19 protein-coding genes, 1 tRNA gene and 1 pseudogene are annotated in these 17,351 nt (G+C 43.4%); 8 read left to right on the forward strand and 13 right to left on the reverse strand.

Going from position 1 to position 17,351, the window contains the following annotated elements; all coding sequences use genetic code 11:
- Positions 1–11: 11 nt before the first annotated feature.
- From KQI66_RS10370 to KQI66_RS11640, 4 genes and pseudogenes are all read left to right on the forward strand, one after another.
- Positions 12–821, forward strand: a complete 810-nt coding sequence (locus tag KQI66_RS10370) for an N-acetylmuramoyl-L-alanine amidase family protein (RefSeq protein WP_253287749.1) — start codon at positions 12–14, stop codon at positions 819–821.
- 29 nt (positions 822–850) lie between these two features.
- Positions 851–1,609 carry a DUF5684 domain-containing protein gene (locus KQI66_RS10375; RefSeq protein WP_216429286.1) on the forward strand — a complete coding sequence of 253 codons (759 nt, stop codon included), beginning with the start codon at positions 851–853 and terminating at the stop codon, positions 1,607–1,609.
- Between the two features lie 83 nt (positions 1,610–1,692).
- Positions 1,693–1,746: pseudogene (locus KQI66_RS11635) on the forward strand (hypothetical protein); the annotation flags it as partial.
- Between the two features lie 9 nt (positions 1,747–1,755).
- Positions 1,756–1,878: a hypothetical protein gene (locus tag KQI66_RS11640; RefSeq protein ID WP_442859974.1), complete on the forward strand. Its 123-nt coding sequence runs from the start codon at positions 1,756–1,758 to the stop codon at positions 1,876–1,878.
- A 64-nt stretch (positions 1,879–1,942) separates the two neighbouring features.
- Here the strand turns inward: KQI66_RS11640 and asnB are convergent, their stop codons facing one another.
- Positions 1,943–3,784, reverse strand: a complete 1,842-nt coding sequence (asnB, locus tag KQI66_RS10385) for an asparagine synthase (glutamine-hydrolyzing) (RefSeq protein WP_216429287.1) — start codon at positions 3,782–3,784, stop codon at positions 1,943–1,945.
- Positions 3,785–4,019: 235 nt separating this feature from the next.
- Here asnB and KQI66_RS10390 point away from each other — a divergent pair.
- Positions 4,020–4,096: transfer RNA gene (locus tag KQI66_RS10390), tRNA-Arg, on the forward strand.
- A 232-nt stretch (positions 4,097–4,328) separates the two neighbouring features.
- Here the strand turns inward: KQI66_RS10390 and KQI66_RS10395 are convergent.
- Both KQI66_RS10395 and KQI66_RS11590 read right to left on the reverse strand, forming a co-directional pair.
- Positions 4,329–5,789: a site-specific integrase gene (locus KQI66_RS10395; RefSeq protein ID WP_020994408.1), complete on the reverse strand. Its 1,461-nt coding sequence runs from the start codon at positions 5,787–5,789 to the stop codon at positions 4,329–4,331.
- Between the two features lie 19 nt (positions 5,790–5,808).
- Entirely contained in the window at positions 5,809–5,916 is a 108-nt protein-coding gene (locus KQI66_RS11590) for a hypothetical protein (RefSeq protein ID WP_334300589.1), read from the reverse strand.
- Positions 5,917–6,114: 198 nt separating this feature from the next.
- On the opposite strand from KQI66_RS11590, the gene KQI66_RS10405 reads away from it, so the two are divergent.
- Positions 6,115–6,285: a hypothetical protein gene (locus KQI66_RS10405; protein WP_216429289.1), complete on the forward strand. Its 171-nt coding sequence runs from the start codon at positions 6,115–6,117 to the stop codon at positions 6,283–6,285.
- A 263-nt stretch (positions 6,286–6,548) separates the two neighbouring features.
- Here the strand turns inward: KQI66_RS10405 and KQI66_RS10410 are convergent, their stop codons facing one another.
- Positions 6,549–6,788 carry a helix-turn-helix domain-containing protein gene (locus KQI66_RS10410; RefSeq protein ID WP_117761128.1) on the reverse strand — a complete coding sequence of 80 codons (240 nt, stop codon included), beginning with the start codon at positions 6,786–6,788 and terminating at the stop codon, positions 6,549–6,551.
- Positions 6,785–7,207 (reverse strand): RNA polymerase sigma factor, encoded by a 423-nt coding sequence (locus tag KQI66_RS10415; protein ID WP_118399149.1) that lies wholly within the window; start codon positions 7,205–7,207, stop codon positions 6,785–6,787. Before KQI66_RS10415 ends, KQI66_RS10410 begins: the two co-directional genes overlap by 4 nt.
- A 594-nt stretch (positions 7,208–7,801) precedes the next feature.
- Between KQI66_RS10415 and KQI66_RS10420 the strand changes: the two genes are divergently transcribed.
- Positions 7,802–8,158 carry a helix-turn-helix domain-containing protein gene (locus KQI66_RS10420; protein WP_103900081.1) on the forward strand — a complete coding sequence of 119 codons (357 nt, stop codon included), beginning with the start codon at positions 7,802–7,804 and terminating at the stop codon, positions 8,156–8,158.
- Positions 8,159–8,244: 86 nt separating this feature from the next.
- On the opposite strand, the gene KQI66_RS10425 is transcribed toward KQI66_RS10420, so the two are convergent.
- Together KQI66_RS10425 and KQI66_RS10430 are read right to left on the reverse strand one after the other, a co-directional pair.
- On the reverse strand, positions 8,245–8,436 hold the full coding sequence (locus KQI66_RS10425; protein WP_118544041.1) for a cysteine-rich KTR domain-containing protein: 192 nt from the start codon (positions 8,434–8,436) through the stop codon (positions 8,245–8,247).
- A 118-nt stretch (positions 8,437–8,554) separates the two neighbouring features.
- Positions 8,555–8,905: a hypothetical protein gene (locus KQI66_RS10430; RefSeq protein WP_253287750.1), complete on the reverse strand. Its 351-nt coding sequence runs from the start codon at positions 8,903–8,905 to the stop codon at positions 8,555–8,557.
- Between the two features lie 114 nt (positions 8,906–9,019).
- Between KQI66_RS10430 and KQI66_RS10435 the strand changes: the two genes are divergently transcribed.
- Entirely contained in the window at positions 9,020–9,547 is a 528-nt protein-coding gene (locus tag KQI66_RS10435) for a PadR family transcriptional regulator (protein ID WP_216429290.1), read from the forward strand.
- Positions 9,548–9,601: 54 nt separating this feature from the next.
- Here the strand turns inward: KQI66_RS10435 and KQI66_RS10440 are convergent, their stop codons facing one another.
- The 6 genes from KQI66_RS10440 to KQI66_RS10465 all read right to left on the reverse strand — a co-directional run bounded on the left by KQI66_RS10440 (position 9,602) and on the right by KQI66_RS10465 (position 17,272).
- Entirely contained in the window at positions 9,602–10,510 is a 909-nt protein-coding gene (locus KQI66_RS10440; protein WP_216429292.1) for a conjugal transfer protein, read from the reverse strand.
- 16 nt (positions 10,511–10,526) lie between these two features.
- A complete protein-coding gene (locus tag KQI66_RS10445; protein ID WP_011861916.1) occupies positions 10,527–11,531 on the reverse strand; it encodes a bifunctional lytic transglycosylase/C40 family peptidase in 1,005 nt (334 codons plus the stop codon).
- The gene (locus KQI66_RS10450) at positions 11,528–13,858 is read right to left on the reverse strand and encodes a CD3337/EF1877 family mobilome membrane protein (protein WP_216429294.1); all 2,331 of its coding nucleotides are present in this window, start codon (positions 13,856–13,858) and stop codon (positions 11,528–11,530) included. The genes KQI66_RS10445 and KQI66_RS10450 overlap by 4 nt, the downstream gene beginning before the upstream one ends.
- Positions 13,858–16,308: an ATP-binding protein gene (locus tag KQI66_RS10455; RefSeq protein WP_118298621.1), complete on the reverse strand. Its 2,451-nt coding sequence runs from the start codon at positions 16,306–16,308 to the stop codon at positions 13,858–13,860. Before KQI66_RS10455 ends, KQI66_RS10450 begins: the two co-directional genes overlap by 1 nt.
- On the reverse strand, positions 16,292–16,684 hold the full coding sequence (locus tag KQI66_RS10460) for a conjugal transfer protein (protein ID WP_216429296.1): 393 nt from the start codon (positions 16,682–16,684) through the stop codon (positions 16,292–16,294). The genes KQI66_RS10455 and KQI66_RS10460 overlap by 17 nt, the downstream gene beginning before the upstream one ends.
- A gap of 90 nt (positions 16,685–16,774) precedes the next feature.
- The gene (locus tag KQI66_RS10465; protein WP_253287763.1) at positions 16,775–17,272 is read right to left on the reverse strand and encodes an antirestriction protein ArdA; all 498 of its coding nucleotides are present in this window, start codon (positions 17,270–17,272) and stop codon (positions 16,775–16,777) included.
- Positions 17,273–17,351 lie beyond the last annotated feature (79 nt).

Genomic DNA, 17,351 nt, shown 5'->3' on the forward strand with positions numbered 1-17,351 from the left:
TTTGTGTTTTTATGCTTTCCGGGTGTAATAAAAAACAAAAGGCCGACGCTGAAGAATATATTGGAGAAGCAGCAGAAAAAGTGACGGAAGGTGTGGTTTGCAAAAAGAAAAAAGAAAAAAGAAAAATTATAAAAGCGAAGGTAGAAAAGGATGAATTGAATGCTACGGACAAAACGGAAAAAAAGAACGGTTATCTTGTGGTAATTGATCCGGGACATCAGTCCAAGGGCAATTCAGAGCAGGAAGCTGTCGGTCCGGGTGCGACAGAAACAAAGGCAAAGGTTACCGGAGGCACAAGCGGCGTAAAAAGCGGTCTGCATGAATATGAACTTGACCTTATTATTGCGGTTAAACTGCAAAGGGAGCTTAAGTCAAGAGGCTATGATGTTATTATGACAAGAACAGAAAATGACGTTGACATAAGTAATGCGGAAAGAGCCGATATAGCCAATAACGCAGATGCGGATGCTTTTGTGAGAATACATGCTAATGGCTCCGAAAATTCATCTGTAAACGGTTCAATGACAATATGTCAGACAGCTGATAACCCATATAATGGAGATTTATATGAAGAAAGTAAGGCACTTTCGGAAGATATATTGGACAGTCTAACCGATGAAACTGGAGCAAAAAAACAATATGTATGGGAAACGGACACAATGAGCGGCATTAACTGGTGCAGGGTTCCGACAACGATAGTCGAGATGGGATATATGACAAATCCTGAGGAGGATATACTGATGGCTGACGAAGCATATCAGGAAAAAATTGTTTGCGGCATTGCAAACGGATTAGATAAATATTTTGAAAATAAAATGTAAAAGGTTGGACACGAAAGGAAGAGGTTTATATGTATGATTATTACGATTACGGATATGGATATGGTGCGTTAATAGCTTCAATGGCTCAATACATTGTAATTTTTGCGGTATTGTGCATAGCTCTATGGAAGATTTTTAAGAAAGCCGGCAGACATGGCTGGGCAGCGTTGATTCCATTTTATAATATGTATGTACTATTTGACATTGTATGGGGAAAAGGTATTAAGTTTTTAATGCTTTTAATTCCTATTTACAATATAATTTTGTCTGTTAAAACGATGCTCAGACTGGCAAAAGAGTTTGGAAAGAGCACAGGCTTTGGTGTTGGCTTGATTTTCCTTTCACCCATATTTCTGTTAATACTCGGTTTTGGAAAGGCTGAATATATCGGTGTGGAAGGCTTAGCATATCAGACTGATGATACATATATTAATGAAGTACATACAAACAATAATCCGGTAAATAGGATAAGTGAGGTTAAGCTGGAAAATGAGGTACAGCATACCGAAGAAGCCGCTGAGCAGGAGAATGCAAGTAAAGAAATGAATATACCTGTACAAAACAACATAAGTGAAGAGCAGTATGTACAGGAAACTACCGATATAGAAAAGCCTGTACAAAAGGATGCCGGTATAATGGTTCCTGTTCAGCAGGTTCAGCCAACAGAGAAAGCGAAAGAGAACCCGAAGGAAGAACAAAAAAGCAAAATAAAATTCTGCTCACAATGTGGCAAAAGGCTTGAAGGCGGAAAGTTCTGCCCTAATTGCGGAGCACCGATAAACAGATAAGAATAGTTTATTTTAAATAAAAACAATGCTGTCCTTACACCATCGCAGCAGAGCAAAAAGCACGTTCAACATATGAATATCTGATTGATTTATGCGAAGATCCAGACGTCCTCGATCCGCTCAGATTTTTACGGGAAAGGGAAATCGTGCATTTCCAGAGATTCGGCGAATGCCTTGGAATAGTTACCGACTATATGAACGAAACAAGGACATTTGAGGTTAAAAAGCCGGGCTTTATGAATAAAAATAACTGCAACTGCAACAGATAGCTAATAGCTAAAAAGGCTCTGTGCCGAATATTCGGTACAGGGCCTTTCTTTGTTTAATATTAAATTAAGCTGCCGCTTTTTCTGTTTCAAAATATCTCTTGTACCATACAAGGAACATGTATATTGCCCAGATTTTACGACTGTTGTCGTTTTTGCCGTTTCTGTGGTCGTCAAGCAGCTTGACGATTTCGTCTACATTGAAGAATTCCGCCGCCGCCGGTGATGTAAAGGCGTCCTTTACGGTGTTGTAATACTTGTCCTCTTTTAACCATATTCTGATGGGAACAGGGAAGCCGAGCTTTTTCTTTTCGGCAACCATGTCCGGAAGGTATCTGTGTGCAGCCTGACGCATTGCAAACTTGGTGTTTTCCTTTGTAACCTTATATTTGAGAGGCACTTTTCTTGCGACCTCAAATACATCTCTGTCAAGAAAAGGAACTCGAACCTCAAGCGAATGAGCCATGCTCATCTTGTCTGCCTTGAGAAGAATATCGCCTATAAGCCAGAAATGAATGTCGATGTACTGCATTTTTGTTGTATCGTCAAGATTCTTAACCTTGTCATAGTATGGCTTTGTAAGCTCTGTGTGATTGTATTTACCCGTAGGATTTTTAAGCAGCTTTTCTCTTTCCTTCTCGTTGAAAAGAAAGGCGTTTCCGATAAATCTTTCCTCTATGTCCTTGCTGCCTCTTATAAGGTAGTTTTTGCCCTTGATTTTGAAGGGGATAGCAGCCGCACAGGCACCTAAAGCCTTTCTTAAGCCCTTCGGAAGTCTTGTAATCGGTCTTAATGAAAACGGCTCTCTGTATATGTTGTAGCCGCCGAAGAATTCGTCCGCACCTTCTCCCGAAAGAGAAACCTTAACGTGCTTTGCCGCAGTCTGGCTTACAAAATAAAGTGCTATTGCGGAAGGATCGGCAAGGGGCTCGTCCATGTGATACTGAACGGTAGGAATGATGTCCCAGTATTCATCTGTCGAAATAAGCTTGCTGTAATTGTCAATCTTTATTTTTTCCGATAATGACTTGGCATAGTCAATTTCGTTGTACTTGGCATAGTCAAAGCCGACTGTGAAGGTCTTGTCGCCATTAAAGCATGCGGCAACATAGCTTGAGTCAACGCCGCTTGAAAGAAATGAGCCGACTTCAACATCGCTTATTTTGTGGCGTTTGATTGATGCCTGCATTGCATCGTCGATTTTGTCCGTAAGCTCCTCGAGAGTTACGTTTTCGTCCGGCTCAAATACCGGCTCCCAGTAACGTCTTATTGTAAGCTCGCCGTTTTCGAATGTAAGACAGTGCGAAGGCATAAGTTTGTAAATACCCTTAAAGAAGGTTTCCGGAAGTACCGAATACTGGAATGTAAGATAGTTTTCAAGTGCAAGAGGATTTATTTCCTTTTTATAGGGTGTATATTCGAGAATACTTTTGATTTCCGATGCAAAAACAAGCTGTCCGTCAACAATGGCATAATAAAAGGGCTTGATTCCGAAGAAATCTCTTGCCGCAAAGAGCTTTTTCTTCTTTCCGTCCCATATTACAAAGGCGAACATTCCTCTTAAGCGGTCAAGCATTGCTTCGCCGTACTCTTCGTAGCTGTGGATAAGTGTTTCCGTATCGGAATTGTTTCTGAATACATGGCCCTTTTCGATAAGGTCCTTCTTCAATTCCTGGTAATTATATATTTCGCCGTTAAATACAATAACTATATCGTTTGTTTCGTTGTACATGGGCTGAGTACCCGAATCAAGGTCGATTATACTGAGCCTTCTGAAACCGAGAGAAACATCTGAATCAATATGAGTTCCGGCACTGTCCGGACCTCTGTGGATAATGGTATCCATCATATTTTTAAGGATTTCATCGCCGCCTACAAGGTGACCTGTAAATCCGACAAAACCACACATAACACAACCTCCCGTGCTGTCAATAAATATATTACACTCTATCACAATTCGACTTTTAAATCAAGTTACACAACTATTTTGTTCAAACATCTTGACTAAATACTAAAAAAACAATAATATATTTATGTTTAATTTAGGTTTATTAATATGTATGTTCTCGTAGCTCAGTAGGATAGAGCGATCGCCTCCTAAGGGCTTGTTGGAGCAATCGCCCAACACTAAAAATTTTATATACGTCCATGTACCTCAGCAGGATAGAGGGTTCGCCTCCTAAGCGAAACGCCGCAGGTTCGATTCCTGTCATGGACGCCAGTAAACAACGCTGTAAGCCTTTGTTTTCAAGGGTTTACAGCTTTTTTTGTTATCACGGACAGGGAAGCGAATGTATAGCTGCTTATGTCCGTGGGAATTTCTAAAAGTCATTTATTTTGCAAGATAGCTTGCTAACACTCATTTAAGGTAGATGATGATTTTAGGGATTTTTACGGTTTTTGCTAACACTTTTTGGTTAGCAGGTTTTTTCTGTTTGGAACAAAGCCCTTTGCTAACAGTTAGAAAGGGTTTCTTTTAAGAGCTTTTCTTTCATTTCCGGTGTCATGGATTTTAGCAATTCAAGCAGAAGTTTGTCATTGTCACTGATAGGTTCCTGTGCTTCTGAATGGAGATTGTGTTCGGGTTCCTCTGTATCAAGGGTGTCATAAAATTCTTCATCCAGCTTCTTTGCATTAAGCCGTCTGTCTTCATCCACGATTTCAGAGTAAACATCTGTTACCATTTCTGCTTCGGCGTGACCTGTATCTCCCTGAACAGACTTAATATCGCCATGTGTCATTTTAAGCTTATATTTTGTGCTTAAATGGCGTAGGCTATGAAAAACAACAACTTCAAAATTGTGTTCCTCACACAGCGTTGTAAATCTGTCCCGAACAATGCGGCTTTCTACGGGATTCCCATTTTCAAGAGCAATAACGAGGTTATAATCGTTATAGGCAGTTCCTAAAAACTCTTTCAATTCCTGCTGGTCTTTTTTGTATTGAACCAGTAATTGAGCAAGCGTTGTCGGCAGCCATACGGTACGATTACTTGTTTCTGTTTTGGGTGTTTTTAACACCAGCCTTGTAGTACAGTGGGGCTTCTGGGTTGGGAAAATTTTAATAATATCTTTTTCTTTCAGCTTTTGCATAGCTGATTGAGAAATTCTTGCCAACTCCTTATTGACGATAACTCTTGCATTATTATTTGCAATAGCTTCTTCATCAACAATCACATCATCCCAAGTAAGTCCTGTAATTTCACCTACTCTTAATGAGCAGGCAAACGCCAAGTGCATACAAAGCAGGAGTAAATCATCATCCACAAGTTTGATTGCTTCCTTAAATGTCTGTACATTCCAGACCTTACGTTTTACCTTTGGTACTTTGGGTAAGGTGGCTAAGGAAGCCGGATTCCGCATTTTGCTGTCCAGATATTCCCAACGGATAGCCTGATTTAAGGCACAGCGGATAATATCATGGATTTTCTTAATGTTGGCAGGCTGCACACAGCGACCAGTCGCTTTGCGGTTAGCACGAGGAACTTCTGGAACACTTAACAGGTCATTGTAATATTGAGAAAGTTTTTTCGTGGTGATTTCATTTAACTTCCAATCTCCAATAATAGGGTTGATATAGTTGTTAATGGAACTCAATTTACTGCTGTAAGTGTTGGCAGACCACTTCGATACGCCATATAGATTGACAAAAGTAACAAGAAATTCCTTTAAAGTGATTTCATCATCTGGGGTATCTATTGCCTGTTCTGCTTCCTCACGCTGATGGGCGAATTGTTCTTCTAAAGGGACGAGAACATATCCATAGGTTTGTTGATAAAATTCAATAAACGCTTTTCGTGCCTTTGCTTCTTTTTTTGTTTCTAGGGTGTCCCATTTCTGCTTTCTTTCGCCTGTATCATCCATATACCAGTAAATAACTGAAAATTTTGATTTTCTTTGTTTGATTGAAGCCATATTATCTCTCCTTAAATGATTATTCGTGTAACCATTTATCGAAAGATATTTTAGATACTCTAATCATCCTGCCAGCTCTGATATAGTGAAATTGACCGCTTTTGACTAAAGCATATGCCGACTTCATACTGATGTTTAAAAGAGCTGCTATTCATCTACCGTATATGTCTTTTTTTCAGACGTTGTAATACCGTGTGTATTCTCTTTACCATCTAACATAAGATTAAGGCTCCTTTCTATGATGGTAACAGTAAAATACACCTCTCTAACACTTTGAGTATAACACAGGAAATTAAAGTTTTGTAGAGGTTCAGTGCATTTTACTGTGAGCAAGTCAGCCGAACAGCTTTCGCTAAAGCTCATGGGAATCTCACCCCTGCATGGTTCTCATCCAGCCGTACCCTTTGTCAGCGGTGCTACATCATCACACAGACTAAGGCTGTACGGAAGTATCATTATCACGATAGAAAGGTCATGGCGGCAGCTTTTGCGGTAAGCTGCTTATGGAACGCTGGCAGGAATCGCTATCCGGTTTCATCCCTCCTTTTGTGGGTTACGGCGTGCCAGCCCAACGGCTCTCTTTCTATCGAAACGTATTCGGCTGCTTTATGCTGCGTTGATTAGACGCTTTCTTTTTCAAGGAACAATCCGGCTTTGTCAGCCTGTTAAAATGCACTGGTGATAATGCACTTTAATAGACTGGCAAGCTCTGTCTGGGAAGCATGGGCTTGTCCATGCTTCCACAGGAGAGCGTTATTTCTAGTTGGGTTCCCTGATTTCAAAAGATAAAATCTTTGCAATCAGACGTGTTTCCATCCGGCGGCGTAGGGTTTCATCTACAACCATGTGGGTATTCCCGTATTCGTCTTTCATGGGACGCATGGAACGGCTGGCAATAAAACCGCTGTAATGGCGTACAATCTGGTTGACTGCTTCAATGTCACCATCCGCAGCCCTTACAATCACAGGAAACGGAATCATAGGGTGCTTTGCTGTCATGCTTCTTCCTCCATAAATTTTTTGATAAATTCCAGTCCGGCGTGTCTTCTTCTCTGGATGGTAGAACGGTTGACTTCCAGAATTTTTGAAATTTCTGTATCGTCAAATCCGAGGAAATAATATCTCAGGATAACATCACGTTTCTTTCCGTCCAGATTTTCCAACGCTTCTGCTAACAGGCTGTTTTCAACACGGACAGTAAATCCGTCCATTTCAAAAGTATGGAAGTGGGATGGATAGGTGTCTTCGGAAGAAAACAAGTTGACGGTGTAATCGTCCATATCACAGAACAGGGTTTCCCGTTTACACTGTCTGGATAACGCTTTGAGATAGTCTTTACGTTCATCCTCCATAGCGACTTTACAGATGTAATCAAACTGGTTCTCTATGGTTGTCTGAAATTCAGATGGCTTCATCATTGCTCACCCCCTTTCCAGCCTTGAAAGGGAGCGAGTTGATAGGAATTTCTGCTTCTTTCCCCCTTTTCGCTCTTAGTCCCGACAGAACAGGGGATGCAGTTGCGTTTTGAGAAGAAAAATTTAAAACCTTTTTCTTCCAACTAAAAAAGCACGCAAACAGACGATATTTCTGCTTGTGTGCTTCGATAGTTCTTTCTATGTATTCTGAAAAACCACATTGAGGGTCAGACTTTTCTAGTGTAGGTGGATGGCTTTTTTTAACGGTTTACCGAATGTAGATATATTTAAGAAAATATTTTGCATAGCGGCTTCCTCCTGTAAGCCGCTGTCTGTATAAAGTAGTAGACTTTAAAAATCATCTATATTTCATGCAAAAAAAGACGGCGGCTTTTGTTAAACCGTCGTCTGGAAAAGATGATGTGATTTTGACGCAGGGAAAGTATGCTGCCAAATAACGGTTTTTTTTTATTTCCGTTTCGGCAGCATAGTTTTATCTTTGATACGCATAATAGGAACTGTACAACTATGTAATACGTTTTTCTATACCTGTCGCTATTACAACAGGAACAGTAAAATGTACAGAGGTGGTGTATTATGCGTAAAAAAGAAGATAAATATGATTTCAGGGCGTTTGGGCTTGCCATAAAAGAAGCCCGCAAAAAACAGGGTTTGACCCGTGAACAGGTGGGAGCAATGATTGAAATTGACCCACGCTATTTAACCAATATTGAGAATAAAGGGCAGCACCCAAGTTTACAGGTGCTGTACGACCTTGTATCTCTGCTGAATGTATCAGTGGATGAGTTCTTTTTATCCTCTGATAGTCTGGCAAAAAGTAGCAGACGAAGACAGCTTGAAAGCAAAATTGACAATTTTACAGACGCAGACCTTGTTATCATGGAAAGCGTTGCAGATGGTATTGTCAAATACAAGGAAATGGAAGATAAATAACTTCTATTGCCTGCAAGAATAAGATTGAAATTAAAATGAGCCGATAGTCTATAAGCTATATAGCTTATAAATTATCGGCTCTGCGTCTAGGCGTCTGGCTCTTTGATAATTTTAATATACAAATTTTTCACTTCAATTAAACATTCATTTTTGCATTTAGGACAGTAAAGAGGATAATTTTTTAAAACGGTATCTTTTCTAAGTTTAGTACGAGTTTTACTTTTACATATAGGACAAATAAGCCATGTTGTATGAGAACTATTATTTATTTCAATCATACTGCAAATGTTTTGATGTCACCTTTATAAGCATATACTTTATCCATTAACGGACCCTTTGCTCCCATCGTAAAAGCTATATCACTACTTTTAATACTCATAAGAATATCGCCAACAGTTAAATTGAGGAATTGCATAGTACTGTTGGGTAGTTGAATAATTCCATCCGAAGAGATTGATACCATGAATAAAAACGTCCTTTGTATTTAATAAAATCTCCCTCTTTTAATTCATAATTTGAAAGAGTTATACAATCCTTTAATATATGCTCTAGTTTTGAGTCAAGAAGAAGTTTTTTTGTAGTAACACAAAATCCTCCTGTAACTTTGCTGCCTGTAAAAATGATAATTTTATTTTCATTATCTTGAAGATATGTTTTTAAGGTATCATCAGGTATTTTAATCTTGTTTTCAGGACTAATGATTGAAAGTCCAAATACATATTTACCACCTTTATTGAGTTGGGGCATAAGAAAAACCTCCTCTTGTTTACTTTAATTTTCTATGTTAGGATTATAGTGTAAACCAACACTACTCTATATATAGAGTAGTACAAAAATAAATTATTGTCAAGAGGTAAACCTATGTTATCAAAATCAGCCACTATGCTTTTAGGATTAGTATGTAAAATGCCACGTAATGCTTATGAAATAACTAAACAGTTACAGATGATGAATGTATCAAGTTGGTATAATATTGCAAATTCTACTGTATATGCCACATTAAAAACATTAGAAAAAAAAGAGTATATTTACGGAATTATAGAAAAAGATGGAAATATGCCAGATAAAACTATTTATTCACTCACAGATAAGGGAAAAGAAAAATTGTTAGAAACTCTTGAACAATCTATTCTTTCATTTGATTATGATACTAATGTTTTTTCTATTGCTGCATTTTTCATTGATATTCTAGAAAATAGAGAAGAGTTGCTTAATAAAAGATTAGTTTTGCTCAACAATTATAAGGTTGGAATAGAAAAGCAATTAAAAGTCTTAGAGGATAATACCTCTTTAGTTACGCTTGCTAACATTGAACGTTCAAAATTGATTGTTGAAGCGGAAATTTTGGGTACTAAAAATTTATTGTCTGCAATATTGATGGAAAAGTAAATAAAAATTGCAATAGGCAGATGGCAAAAAGTCACCTGCCTATTGTACACAAAGCTATTTCACAATCTTCCAGTTTTCTCTGTCCTTTTCCAGTACAAGGTGAAACTGTGATACCTGAGTTGTCATGGTCTGGTTATCCAGATATTTCACTGCAAGGGAAGCGGTCACCTGATTTCCGTTTCGGTTGTAGACCGGATTTACCAGTTCTGAGAAAATATACTCTTTTCCCACAGGTTTCAGCGCACCCTCATTTACATAATAGGTCAGCTCCTTTGCGGTTGCCGTAGGGTACAGCTTGAAAAAGGTAGTGAGAAATTCGTTGATTTCCTCCGTGGTGATGGAATCCACCGTACCGTCACTTTGTACCGCTTTTGGTGTATAGCCGGACTTTACGGGAACACTGGTGATGGTAGGGTTCTGGATAATCGTCAGGTTTCCAGAGCTGTCTACATAGACCGTCACCTGATAAGCGGAACGGACGGTTTTACTGGATTCTCCCTCTGTGATACGCTGTTCCACCGTATAGGTCACTTGATAATGCTGCTCCTTTTCTTCTGTGATTTCCCATATCTGAAAATCGGTCAGGGCAGACGATACAGGGATGTCTTTTCGGACAGTATCTACATTCAGGGCTTGCAGTTCTCCGGTGAGATAGCCTTTTAAAGCATTTGTCCGGTTATCAATGGAAGCAGCGGACTGTTCCCATGAATAGTAGACTTCTGCGAAATTCTCCACAAAATTCTCTATCTTGTGGGTGTCGAGGATGGTTTCCTCAATCACTTTGGTTTCATGGACAGTATGAATGTCTATCGCCGTGAAATTCTTATAGACGGCAAACAGGAAGCTCACTGCCAGCAGCACCCACAGGGCAATCACGGTTTTTTTATGGGTATTGACTTTGTAGATTTTCAGTTTCTTTTCTTTCTGCTTTTTCTGGTTATCCTCTTTTCTAATCTGAATCATATCGGTTCATCCTTTCTTATTGTTTGATTCGTCCGGCTCCGGCAAGGTGCTGTTGCCAGTAGGAGCCTGTCAGGTCTGCATAACCAATGGGATTTCCGGCATGGTACATCCGGTTATTTCCCACATACAGCCCCACATGGGTGATGTAGGTTCCGGCGTTGTAGGTGGAGTGGAAAAAGACTAAATCCCCTGCTTTTGCTTCGGACAGGGGGATGTGCTGCGTCACATTGTACTGTTCCTGTGCTGTCCGTGGCAGGGCGATTCCTGCCTTGCCATAGCACCACTGCACCAGTCCCGAACAGTCAAAGGAAGTGGAGGGGGAATCGCCCCCATACACATACGTCCAGCCCTCATACTTTAAGGCTTCCTCCATGATAGCCTGTACCGTTTCATCATCAAACTGTGCCACGGTCAGGTATTGCGATACCAAGAGGACATAGAACATATTTCCATAGGAATACCGCCAGCCCCCGTTTTTCTCTACCGCAACAGGGTTGGTGTAGGTGACTTTCTTTCCGCCGGATTTGTCCCTTGCGAAGCTTTCTGCCAGTTCAAAGGTGTATTTTTTTCCGTGTCCTGCCACATAGTCTAGGAAACCGCCGCCGTAATTATAGGATTGAATCACGCTGTTTAAGTCACAGCCCTTTGTTTCTGCCGCTGCGAGCAGTTCCGAGAAATACTTGCAGCCCTGTTTGATGGATTCCTCTGTACTAAGGGAGTTCGGGGGAAGCCCCAGAGATTCCGAGGACTGCATAACGTCTTCCAGCGTGCCGCCGGATTCCACCTGAATGATGGCGAGCAGCACATTTAAGTATTCCTCTATGCCATATTCCCTTGCATACTTTTCCAGCATAGGCTTATGGGCGAGGACTTCCTGTGATACGCTCACGCCCCCATAGATAAGGTTTCCGCCGCTTCCGCCGTCTTCCTCATCCGAGAAGACAATCACCACCAAAAGGAGCAGGGAGAACATCATCACGAACACGCCGGAACAGGCAAAGAAAAGGTGTCTTAACTTCATGGTTTCTCCCCTTTCTTTTGTTTGGCAGCCGCTGTTACCGTTTTTGTCCACTCCTTTCTGGCGGTGGTACGCCGGATGGTAAAGTTCGATTCTTTTACCGCAGGGGCAGCCCGTTTTCTTTCCGGTATCACAGGAGCCGTATTTGCCTTTTGTCTTTCCTCTGGTTTGTCTGGGGAAGCCGGAGGGAGTATCTGGCGTTCTGTCCTTGCAGACGGTATCTGTTCATGGTGGATGGAAGCTGCCTTTACTACCGGAACCGAAGCCCGTTCTGCCACAGTTCCCCCATAAGGAACCTGTCCCCGTTCCCTGATGGATGGGGAAACCGGCTGCATGGCTGGTTTTCCTGTATGAGTGGTATCTGCATGATGTCGGAAATCTTCCGGCTGCTTTGCAGTAACAGGGCGTTCATGGACGGGAGCCGCCCCTTTGGGGGATTCGGAAGCTGTCTGTTGCGGCTGTTTTGCCTGTTCCAGTTCCGCCCTGCGTTCTGCAATGGTCTGTCTGCGGCTTTCTGCCTGTGCGTTCCGCTGTTCGGCTCTGGCAGTTCGGGTCTGGGTCACGCTGGAAGTAAAATCCCGTACTCCCTCTGATACCTGTGTTTTCCCGTGGTAAAGGGCGTACTTTGCATTGACAGGCAAATCCTTTGCCTGCTCCCGAAGCTGTCCGGCAGTATCGGCTATCTTATCTTTGGTATCTGCCACCGCACCCACAGCAGAGCTAGCCCGTTTCCATGCAGATTCCTTTTCTGGTGCTGCCCGTCCGTTTGGTCGGGTGTGGTCTGCCTGTGTATTTTTGGAAGTACCGGAGTTGGAAGCATTTCTCTGGTCTGGGCTAGCTTGTTTCCCTGCGTGGTATGCAGCCGTTCCAGCCCCAAGAGCTGCCACAGAACGCCCTAACTTATGCTGTAAACGGTGCATATGGGCGTGCATGAGCATACGGGGTCTTCGCATGATACGGCTCCCCATACTTTGGGAATCGCCGCTCTGTAAGGAGAACATCCCCATCAAATCCCCCAGCTTAAAATAAATTCCGGCAAAGGTCACTATCTGCAAGAACGCCGTCAGGAAGAACGGATATTCCCCAGACAGGTTGTAGAGCATGGTGGAAATGCTGAACGCTACCGTGATAATCAGGGTGATTCCGGCTCTGGTAAGGATGGTATTGAACAGTTTTGTAATGGCACGTTTGGACATCCCCTCAAAAGAGGGAACCATGCTAAGGAGGAAGCTCACAGGCAGGAACATGGCGTAGATGATAAAAAGCACCTGTGAAAAAATCATTATCCCCGTGAGCAGGAATACAAAAACGGAGATACCGATATTGAACATGAACAGGAAGAAGACGGTTCCCAAGCGGTTGATGGTCTTTGTGATGGTAAGGTTGGTATTTTCCCTGTCTTCGATTTCCTCCACCACGATTTCTTCCCTGCCCTGCCCGTTGTTTTCGTCTGGACTGGTTGAGAGCAGGTGTTCCACACGGTCAGCCCCAATACTTTCCACATCCGAGTTGCCGTATTGCAGCAGGAGCCACGGCTGTTTGACCTGAATGGAAAACAGGCTGTCCCGTATCAAATCCACACTGTCTTTTCCCTGGCTTTCCGAGTTTGGCAGCACAATCTTTGTGCCAAGGGTCAGGCTGGCATTGCTGATGTCTGCGGAAAATTCATTGATTTTCCCGATATAATCAGGAGCATAGGCGATAAAGGCAGCGGACAGCGCGAACACCACCACGAAATTCACAACGGCATGGATGGCTTTTGTGGTTTCCCGTTTGATAAGCCCTGTGTAGGCAACGTAAATCCCCACCACCAGAATGAGAATCAGCAGGAACCCGATATAAAATCCCTCCGAGGACAAGCCGCCTGTGGTAACGCCTGCCAAGGTCTGCATATTTTTCCCAATGGAATCCGCCGTAGAGGAAATGAAGTCCAACGAGTAGGCTTCCTGAATCAGATACCCTGTGGCGTTGGAAAGGTACAGGCTGATTGTCCAGATAAAATTTGTGATGGCATACAGCCCGTACATCACCTGTTTTCCGATACCGTCCAGCCAGTTCCACGGGAGCCAGTCCCATCCGCTGTCCACATAAAAATCAAGCTGGTAGTTGTCCAGAGGGTATTTGCTGTATTCGTTGGCAGCGTCCACCGTATCATCCACCAGTCCGGCAGCGTGGGCGGCTGTGCCGAAGACTGCAAGCAACAGGAGGATGAGCAGGAGTGCCAGAAGCACCCTGCCAATCAATTTTCCTGCTATTTTCCAAGACAAGCCCTTTTTTGCTGAATAGGGAACAGGGAGTTGCTGCCCGTTGGAAGTTCTATGTATCACCATCAATCCACCTCTTTTCTCATGGGCGGTCTGGTATCAAAGGCATGGAACAGGTCTTCAAAGATAGGATGGAACTGTATCACTCCCACACGCCCGTACAAATCACTGATAAGGCACTGCCCGTTTTCCAAGTCACGGAGCCGCTTCTGGTTGTTTTCATCTTCGGAATCCACCCCAAAAAAGGCGAGGGTCTTCTTGATTTCGTTGATGTCTGTGGAACGGAACGCAAACTTCAAGCCCAGATTGTTTTTCAGCTTTTCATCCAGCAAATCGTCCGTGTTCTGGGTGACAAAGTAAACGCCTGCGTTCATGGCACGTCCGGCACGAACCAGCTTCATAGAGAGGGTCTTGCCCTGTGCCACCTGTAAGAAGCTCCATGCTTCATCCAAATCCACAATCTTAAACACGCTGCGGTCGGTGTGGATAAAGTCGAGGGCAAAGGTGCTGATTACAATGAGCATTGCCACGGAAAGCAGCTCCATTGTGGTGTATTCTTCAAACGAGGTTTCTTTATCCGGCAGCACCAAATCCGCCACCTGAATGATATTGAGCTGCTTTTCAAGGCTGATGGACTGTGTGACATCCCCATCCGAAAAGAGCAGGTGTGCAAAGTCATAGTCCGTAAAGGATTCGATATGGTCGGCTATGCTGGTGCTGATGGTGGTTCCCTCCGCCCGAAGTTCCTCAATCACTTTGAAAAGTCCCCGTTCCTCACTGTTTGTCACTGCACGGATGGCTTTCCGAAGAACAGGGAACTTTTCCCCGTCACGGCTGGAAATGCCGGTTAAAAAGGTCAGGATGTCGATTGCCAGTGATTCGGAATCCTTTGGGTTCTCCATAATCACATAGGGGTCAAGTAAGCCCCTGTTCTGTTCCTCTGAGGTCAGGTTTACGATATTGATTTCATGGGCGATTTCCGGCAGGGTTTCTTTCCAGCGTCCCCGTTCCGCTTTCGGGTCAACAATGAGAGCCTGTGCCCCAAATAGTACGGAATAATAGACAATCATGTTGTTGCTGAATGATTTTCCACCGCCGAGGGAGCCGACAAAAGCGGCAGCAAGGGCGTTGGTAACAGAGCCTTTTACCCCTTGACTGGCAAGGGCAGGTTTTAAGTACACATTTCTTCCTGTATCAAGGCTGTACCCGATATAAATACCCTCTGGTTCCCCCAACATCTGGGTTGCTCCGAAACCAAGACCAGCGAGGAAGTCACTGGTGACATACTGGATGTAATCGTTCAGATACCGTTTGCTGGCAGGGAGAAATTCCCCATGCAGCCCCAGCATATCCCCAAAGGGGCGAACCAGCTTCACGTTCAAATCGTCATAAAAATCTTTCACCTCATTGCAGCGGCGTTTCAGTTCTTCCAAGTCGGGAGCTGTCACACGCACCACATAGGACAGCTTATACATGGATTCCTTGCTCTGGTCTAAGGTGGATTCCAGCTCATTTACGCTGTCTAAAGCGTCCACCACGTTTGTACTGGTTTCACTGTCATTCTGCCATGCGTGGTTGTCCAAATCTTTCAGCTCTTTTTTCTTGTTCCGCACCGTGGAGAGGGCTTTCCGGTTTGTCACAATCTCCACATTCATAGAGGTATCAATGGGAAAGGTGAATTGCTGCTGCTGATAGTAAAAGATTTCCGAGGATGGGAAGTCCAGTTCCCCCACAATGCTGTTGATGGTGAAGTAGGCGGCATAGACCGTCCCGTCTTCCTGTTCGATTTTCAGATACCGCTGGTTTTCCTCTATCAGACAACGGGTGGGTTTGATGAGGTCATAGTATTTCACCAGCGTTTCCTCCTGAAACCGTTTTTTCGGAAGATAATACTCATAATCTTCGTAGGCGGTTCCGGTCTGCCCGTATAAATGCTCAATCAGATAGCCAAAATCGTCCTTATCAAGCCGCCGGACTTTAAAGCGGCGTGAGATTTTATTCTCTAACAGTTTTTCCATCTTCTGAAACCGCCAGATTTCCTCATTGCTCATGGAAACAAAATCCCCCATGAGTTTGTGGTTGACTTCATGGAGAAAATCGGAAACGGCGGTCTTTGCTTCCCTGCGGAACTGCTTCATGGTGACTTCCTGCTCATTGACAAGCAGCTTGAAGCCGATAAAAAAGCGGTAGTCCACCTGATTTTCCCCTATCATGGAAATCAGGGCTTCGGTCTGTGCGTCAATCTTTGCACAGGCAATATCTTTTAACTTGCCTGTTACTTCCTGTTTGGAGCGTTCCTGTGCTGCCCGTATGCTGGATTCGGTGCTGATTTGCAGGGCGTGAATCTTCCCGTCCCTGTTCTGGGCGATAAGCTGCCGGAAGGAATCGTGTACCTGATATTTCTGTTCGGGGCTTAAAAAGGAATAGTTGTAGGGAAGCAGCTCATAGTAGGCAAAGCACTCCCCGTCATGGTTGAACACAAGGTTATTTTCGATATACTTAATCGGATATGCCATAAATATCACTCCTTACTGCCGTGATGGGCTGTGCCGGATATTCCTTTTCCAGCTTCACGGGCTTTCCTGCATAGGTCAGTTTCGGGCGTACCAGATATGCCAGTACGGATTTCAGGAAGCCGTAAGGCTTCTTCCCGTCAAAGGTCTTCTGGCACATGAACCAAGTGAGGGCAAAGGGTACGCCGAAATATTTCAAAAATGCCCCGTTAATGAACGAAAGGGGAGGGAGGTTCCCCAAGAGTATCACTGCAAACACCGATACCACGAACCACGCCATCTGTGTGAACGTGATGGGGAATGGCAGCTTAAAATTATTGATGGAATAGAGTACCTTTTCCACCGACCAGATACTGGTATAGCTTCGTATTTTCTTCATGTTGTCCGTCCTTTCTAAAAGATGGGGGCAGCAAAAGCCGCCCCTAAATAAAAAAGCCGCCTGCACTTCCCAAAGGAGATACAGACGGGTCTACCGTAAGATTTCATATATGCCGTAGTTCGTGACAACAAAGGTTCCCTCCAATTCCATGTCACGCCCATAGGCGGCGTAGTCGATATAGTTTTGTAAGTGTGCCGGAAGTTCTCCAAGCTGTCCGCTTTCTTCCAGATAGTAGCGAGCCACATCCGCCATATCGTCACAGCCGGAATGGCAGATAATATCGTCTTCATGCTCACAGAGTTCTTCGATACTGCCAAAGTAGGATTGTAGCTCTGATAGTTCCTCCTGAATGTACTCCGGTAAGTCCTCCACCATTTCACACAGGCGGTTGACTTCCTCAATGGGGGTATATTCGTCAATCTCAAAGGGCAGCTCATAGTCATGGATGGCGTATTCCTCATATTCATCATTCAAACCGATACGCTCCTTGACTTCCTCAAAATCCACAGGACAGGAAAACCATGCCCCAGGGTATTCCTCAAAATCCTCATGGTAAAACCGTGTGGTGTTCAGGATGTAGATTTTCATTTCCTCAATCTGTATCACGTCCTTTCTCTGTCAGGTTTTTGGGGAGTTACGCTCCCCAAGCTCCTAGTGGACTTCCGCC

Origin of the sequence: Anaerotignum sp. MSJ-24 (genome assembly GCF_018918145.1) — a bacterium.
GTDB lineage: Bacteria > Bacillota > Clostridia > Lachnospirales > Anaerotignaceae > Metalachnospira.

Coding starts and splice junctions, on each gene's coding strand:
- KQI66_RS10410 (WP_117761128.1), bottom strand. CDS start 6,788: ATGACAGCAAAGCACCCTATGATTCCGTTTCCTGTGATTGTAAGGGCT.
- KQI66_RS10425 (WP_118544041.1), bottom strand. CDS start 8,436: ATGATTGAAATAAATAATAGTTCTCATACAACATGGCTTATTTGTCCT.
- KQI66_RS10375 (WP_216429286.1), top strand. CDS start 851: ATGTATGATTATTACGATTACGGATATGGATATGGTGCGTTAATAGCT.
- KQI66_RS10415 (WP_118399149.1), bottom strand. CDS start 7,207: ATGATGAAGCCATCTGAATTTCAGACAACCATAGAGAACCAGTTTGAT.
- KQI66_RS10455 (WP_118298621.1), bottom strand. CDS start 16,308: ATGGCATATCCGATTAAGTATATCGAAAATAACCTTGTGTTCAACCAT.
- KQI66_RS10395 (WP_020994408.1), bottom strand. CDS start 5,789: ATGGCTTCAATCAAACAAAGAAAATCAAAATTTTCAGTTATTTACTGG.
- KQI66_RS10435 (WP_216429290.1), top strand. CDS start 9,020: ATGTTATCAAAATCAGCCACTATGCTTTTAGGATTAGTATGTAAAATG.
- KQI66_RS11590 (WP_334300589.1), bottom strand. CDS start 5,916: ATGAAGTCGGCATATGCTTTAGTCAAAAGCGGTCAATTTCACTATATC.
- KQI66_RS10440 (WP_216429292.1), bottom strand. CDS start 10,510: ATGATTCAGATTAGAAAAGAGGATAACCAGAAAAAGCAGAAAGAAAAG.
- KQI66_RS10430 (WP_253287750.1), bottom strand. CDS start 8,905: ATGCCCCAACTCAATAAAGGTGGTAAATATGTATTTGGACTTTCAATC.
- KQI66_RS10460 (WP_216429296.1), bottom strand. CDS start 16,684: ATGAAGAAAATACGAAGCTATACCAGTATCTGGTCGGTGGAAAAGGTA.
- KQI66_RS10465 (WP_253287763.1), bottom strand. CDS start 17,272: ATGAAAATCTACATCCTGAACACCACACGGTTTTACCATGAGGATTTT.
- KQI66_RS10450 (WP_216429294.1), bottom strand. CDS start 13,858: ATGGTGATACATAGAACTTCCAACGGGCAGCAACTCCCTGTTCCCTAT.
- KQI66_RS10370 (WP_253287749.1), top strand. CDS start 12: ATGCTTTCCGGGTGTAATAAAAAACAAAAGGCCGACGCTGAAGAATAT.
- asnB (WP_216429287.1), bottom strand. CDS start 3,784: ATGTGTGGTTTTGTCGGATTTACAGGTCACCTTGTAGGCGGCGATGAA.
- KQI66_RS10420 (WP_103900081.1), top strand. CDS start 7,802: ATGCGTAAAAAAGAAGATAAATATGATTTCAGGGCGTTTGGGCTTGCC.
- KQI66_RS10445 (WP_011861916.1), bottom strand. CDS start 11,531: ATGAAGTTAAGACACCTTTTCTTTGCCTGTTCCGGCGTGTTCGTGATG.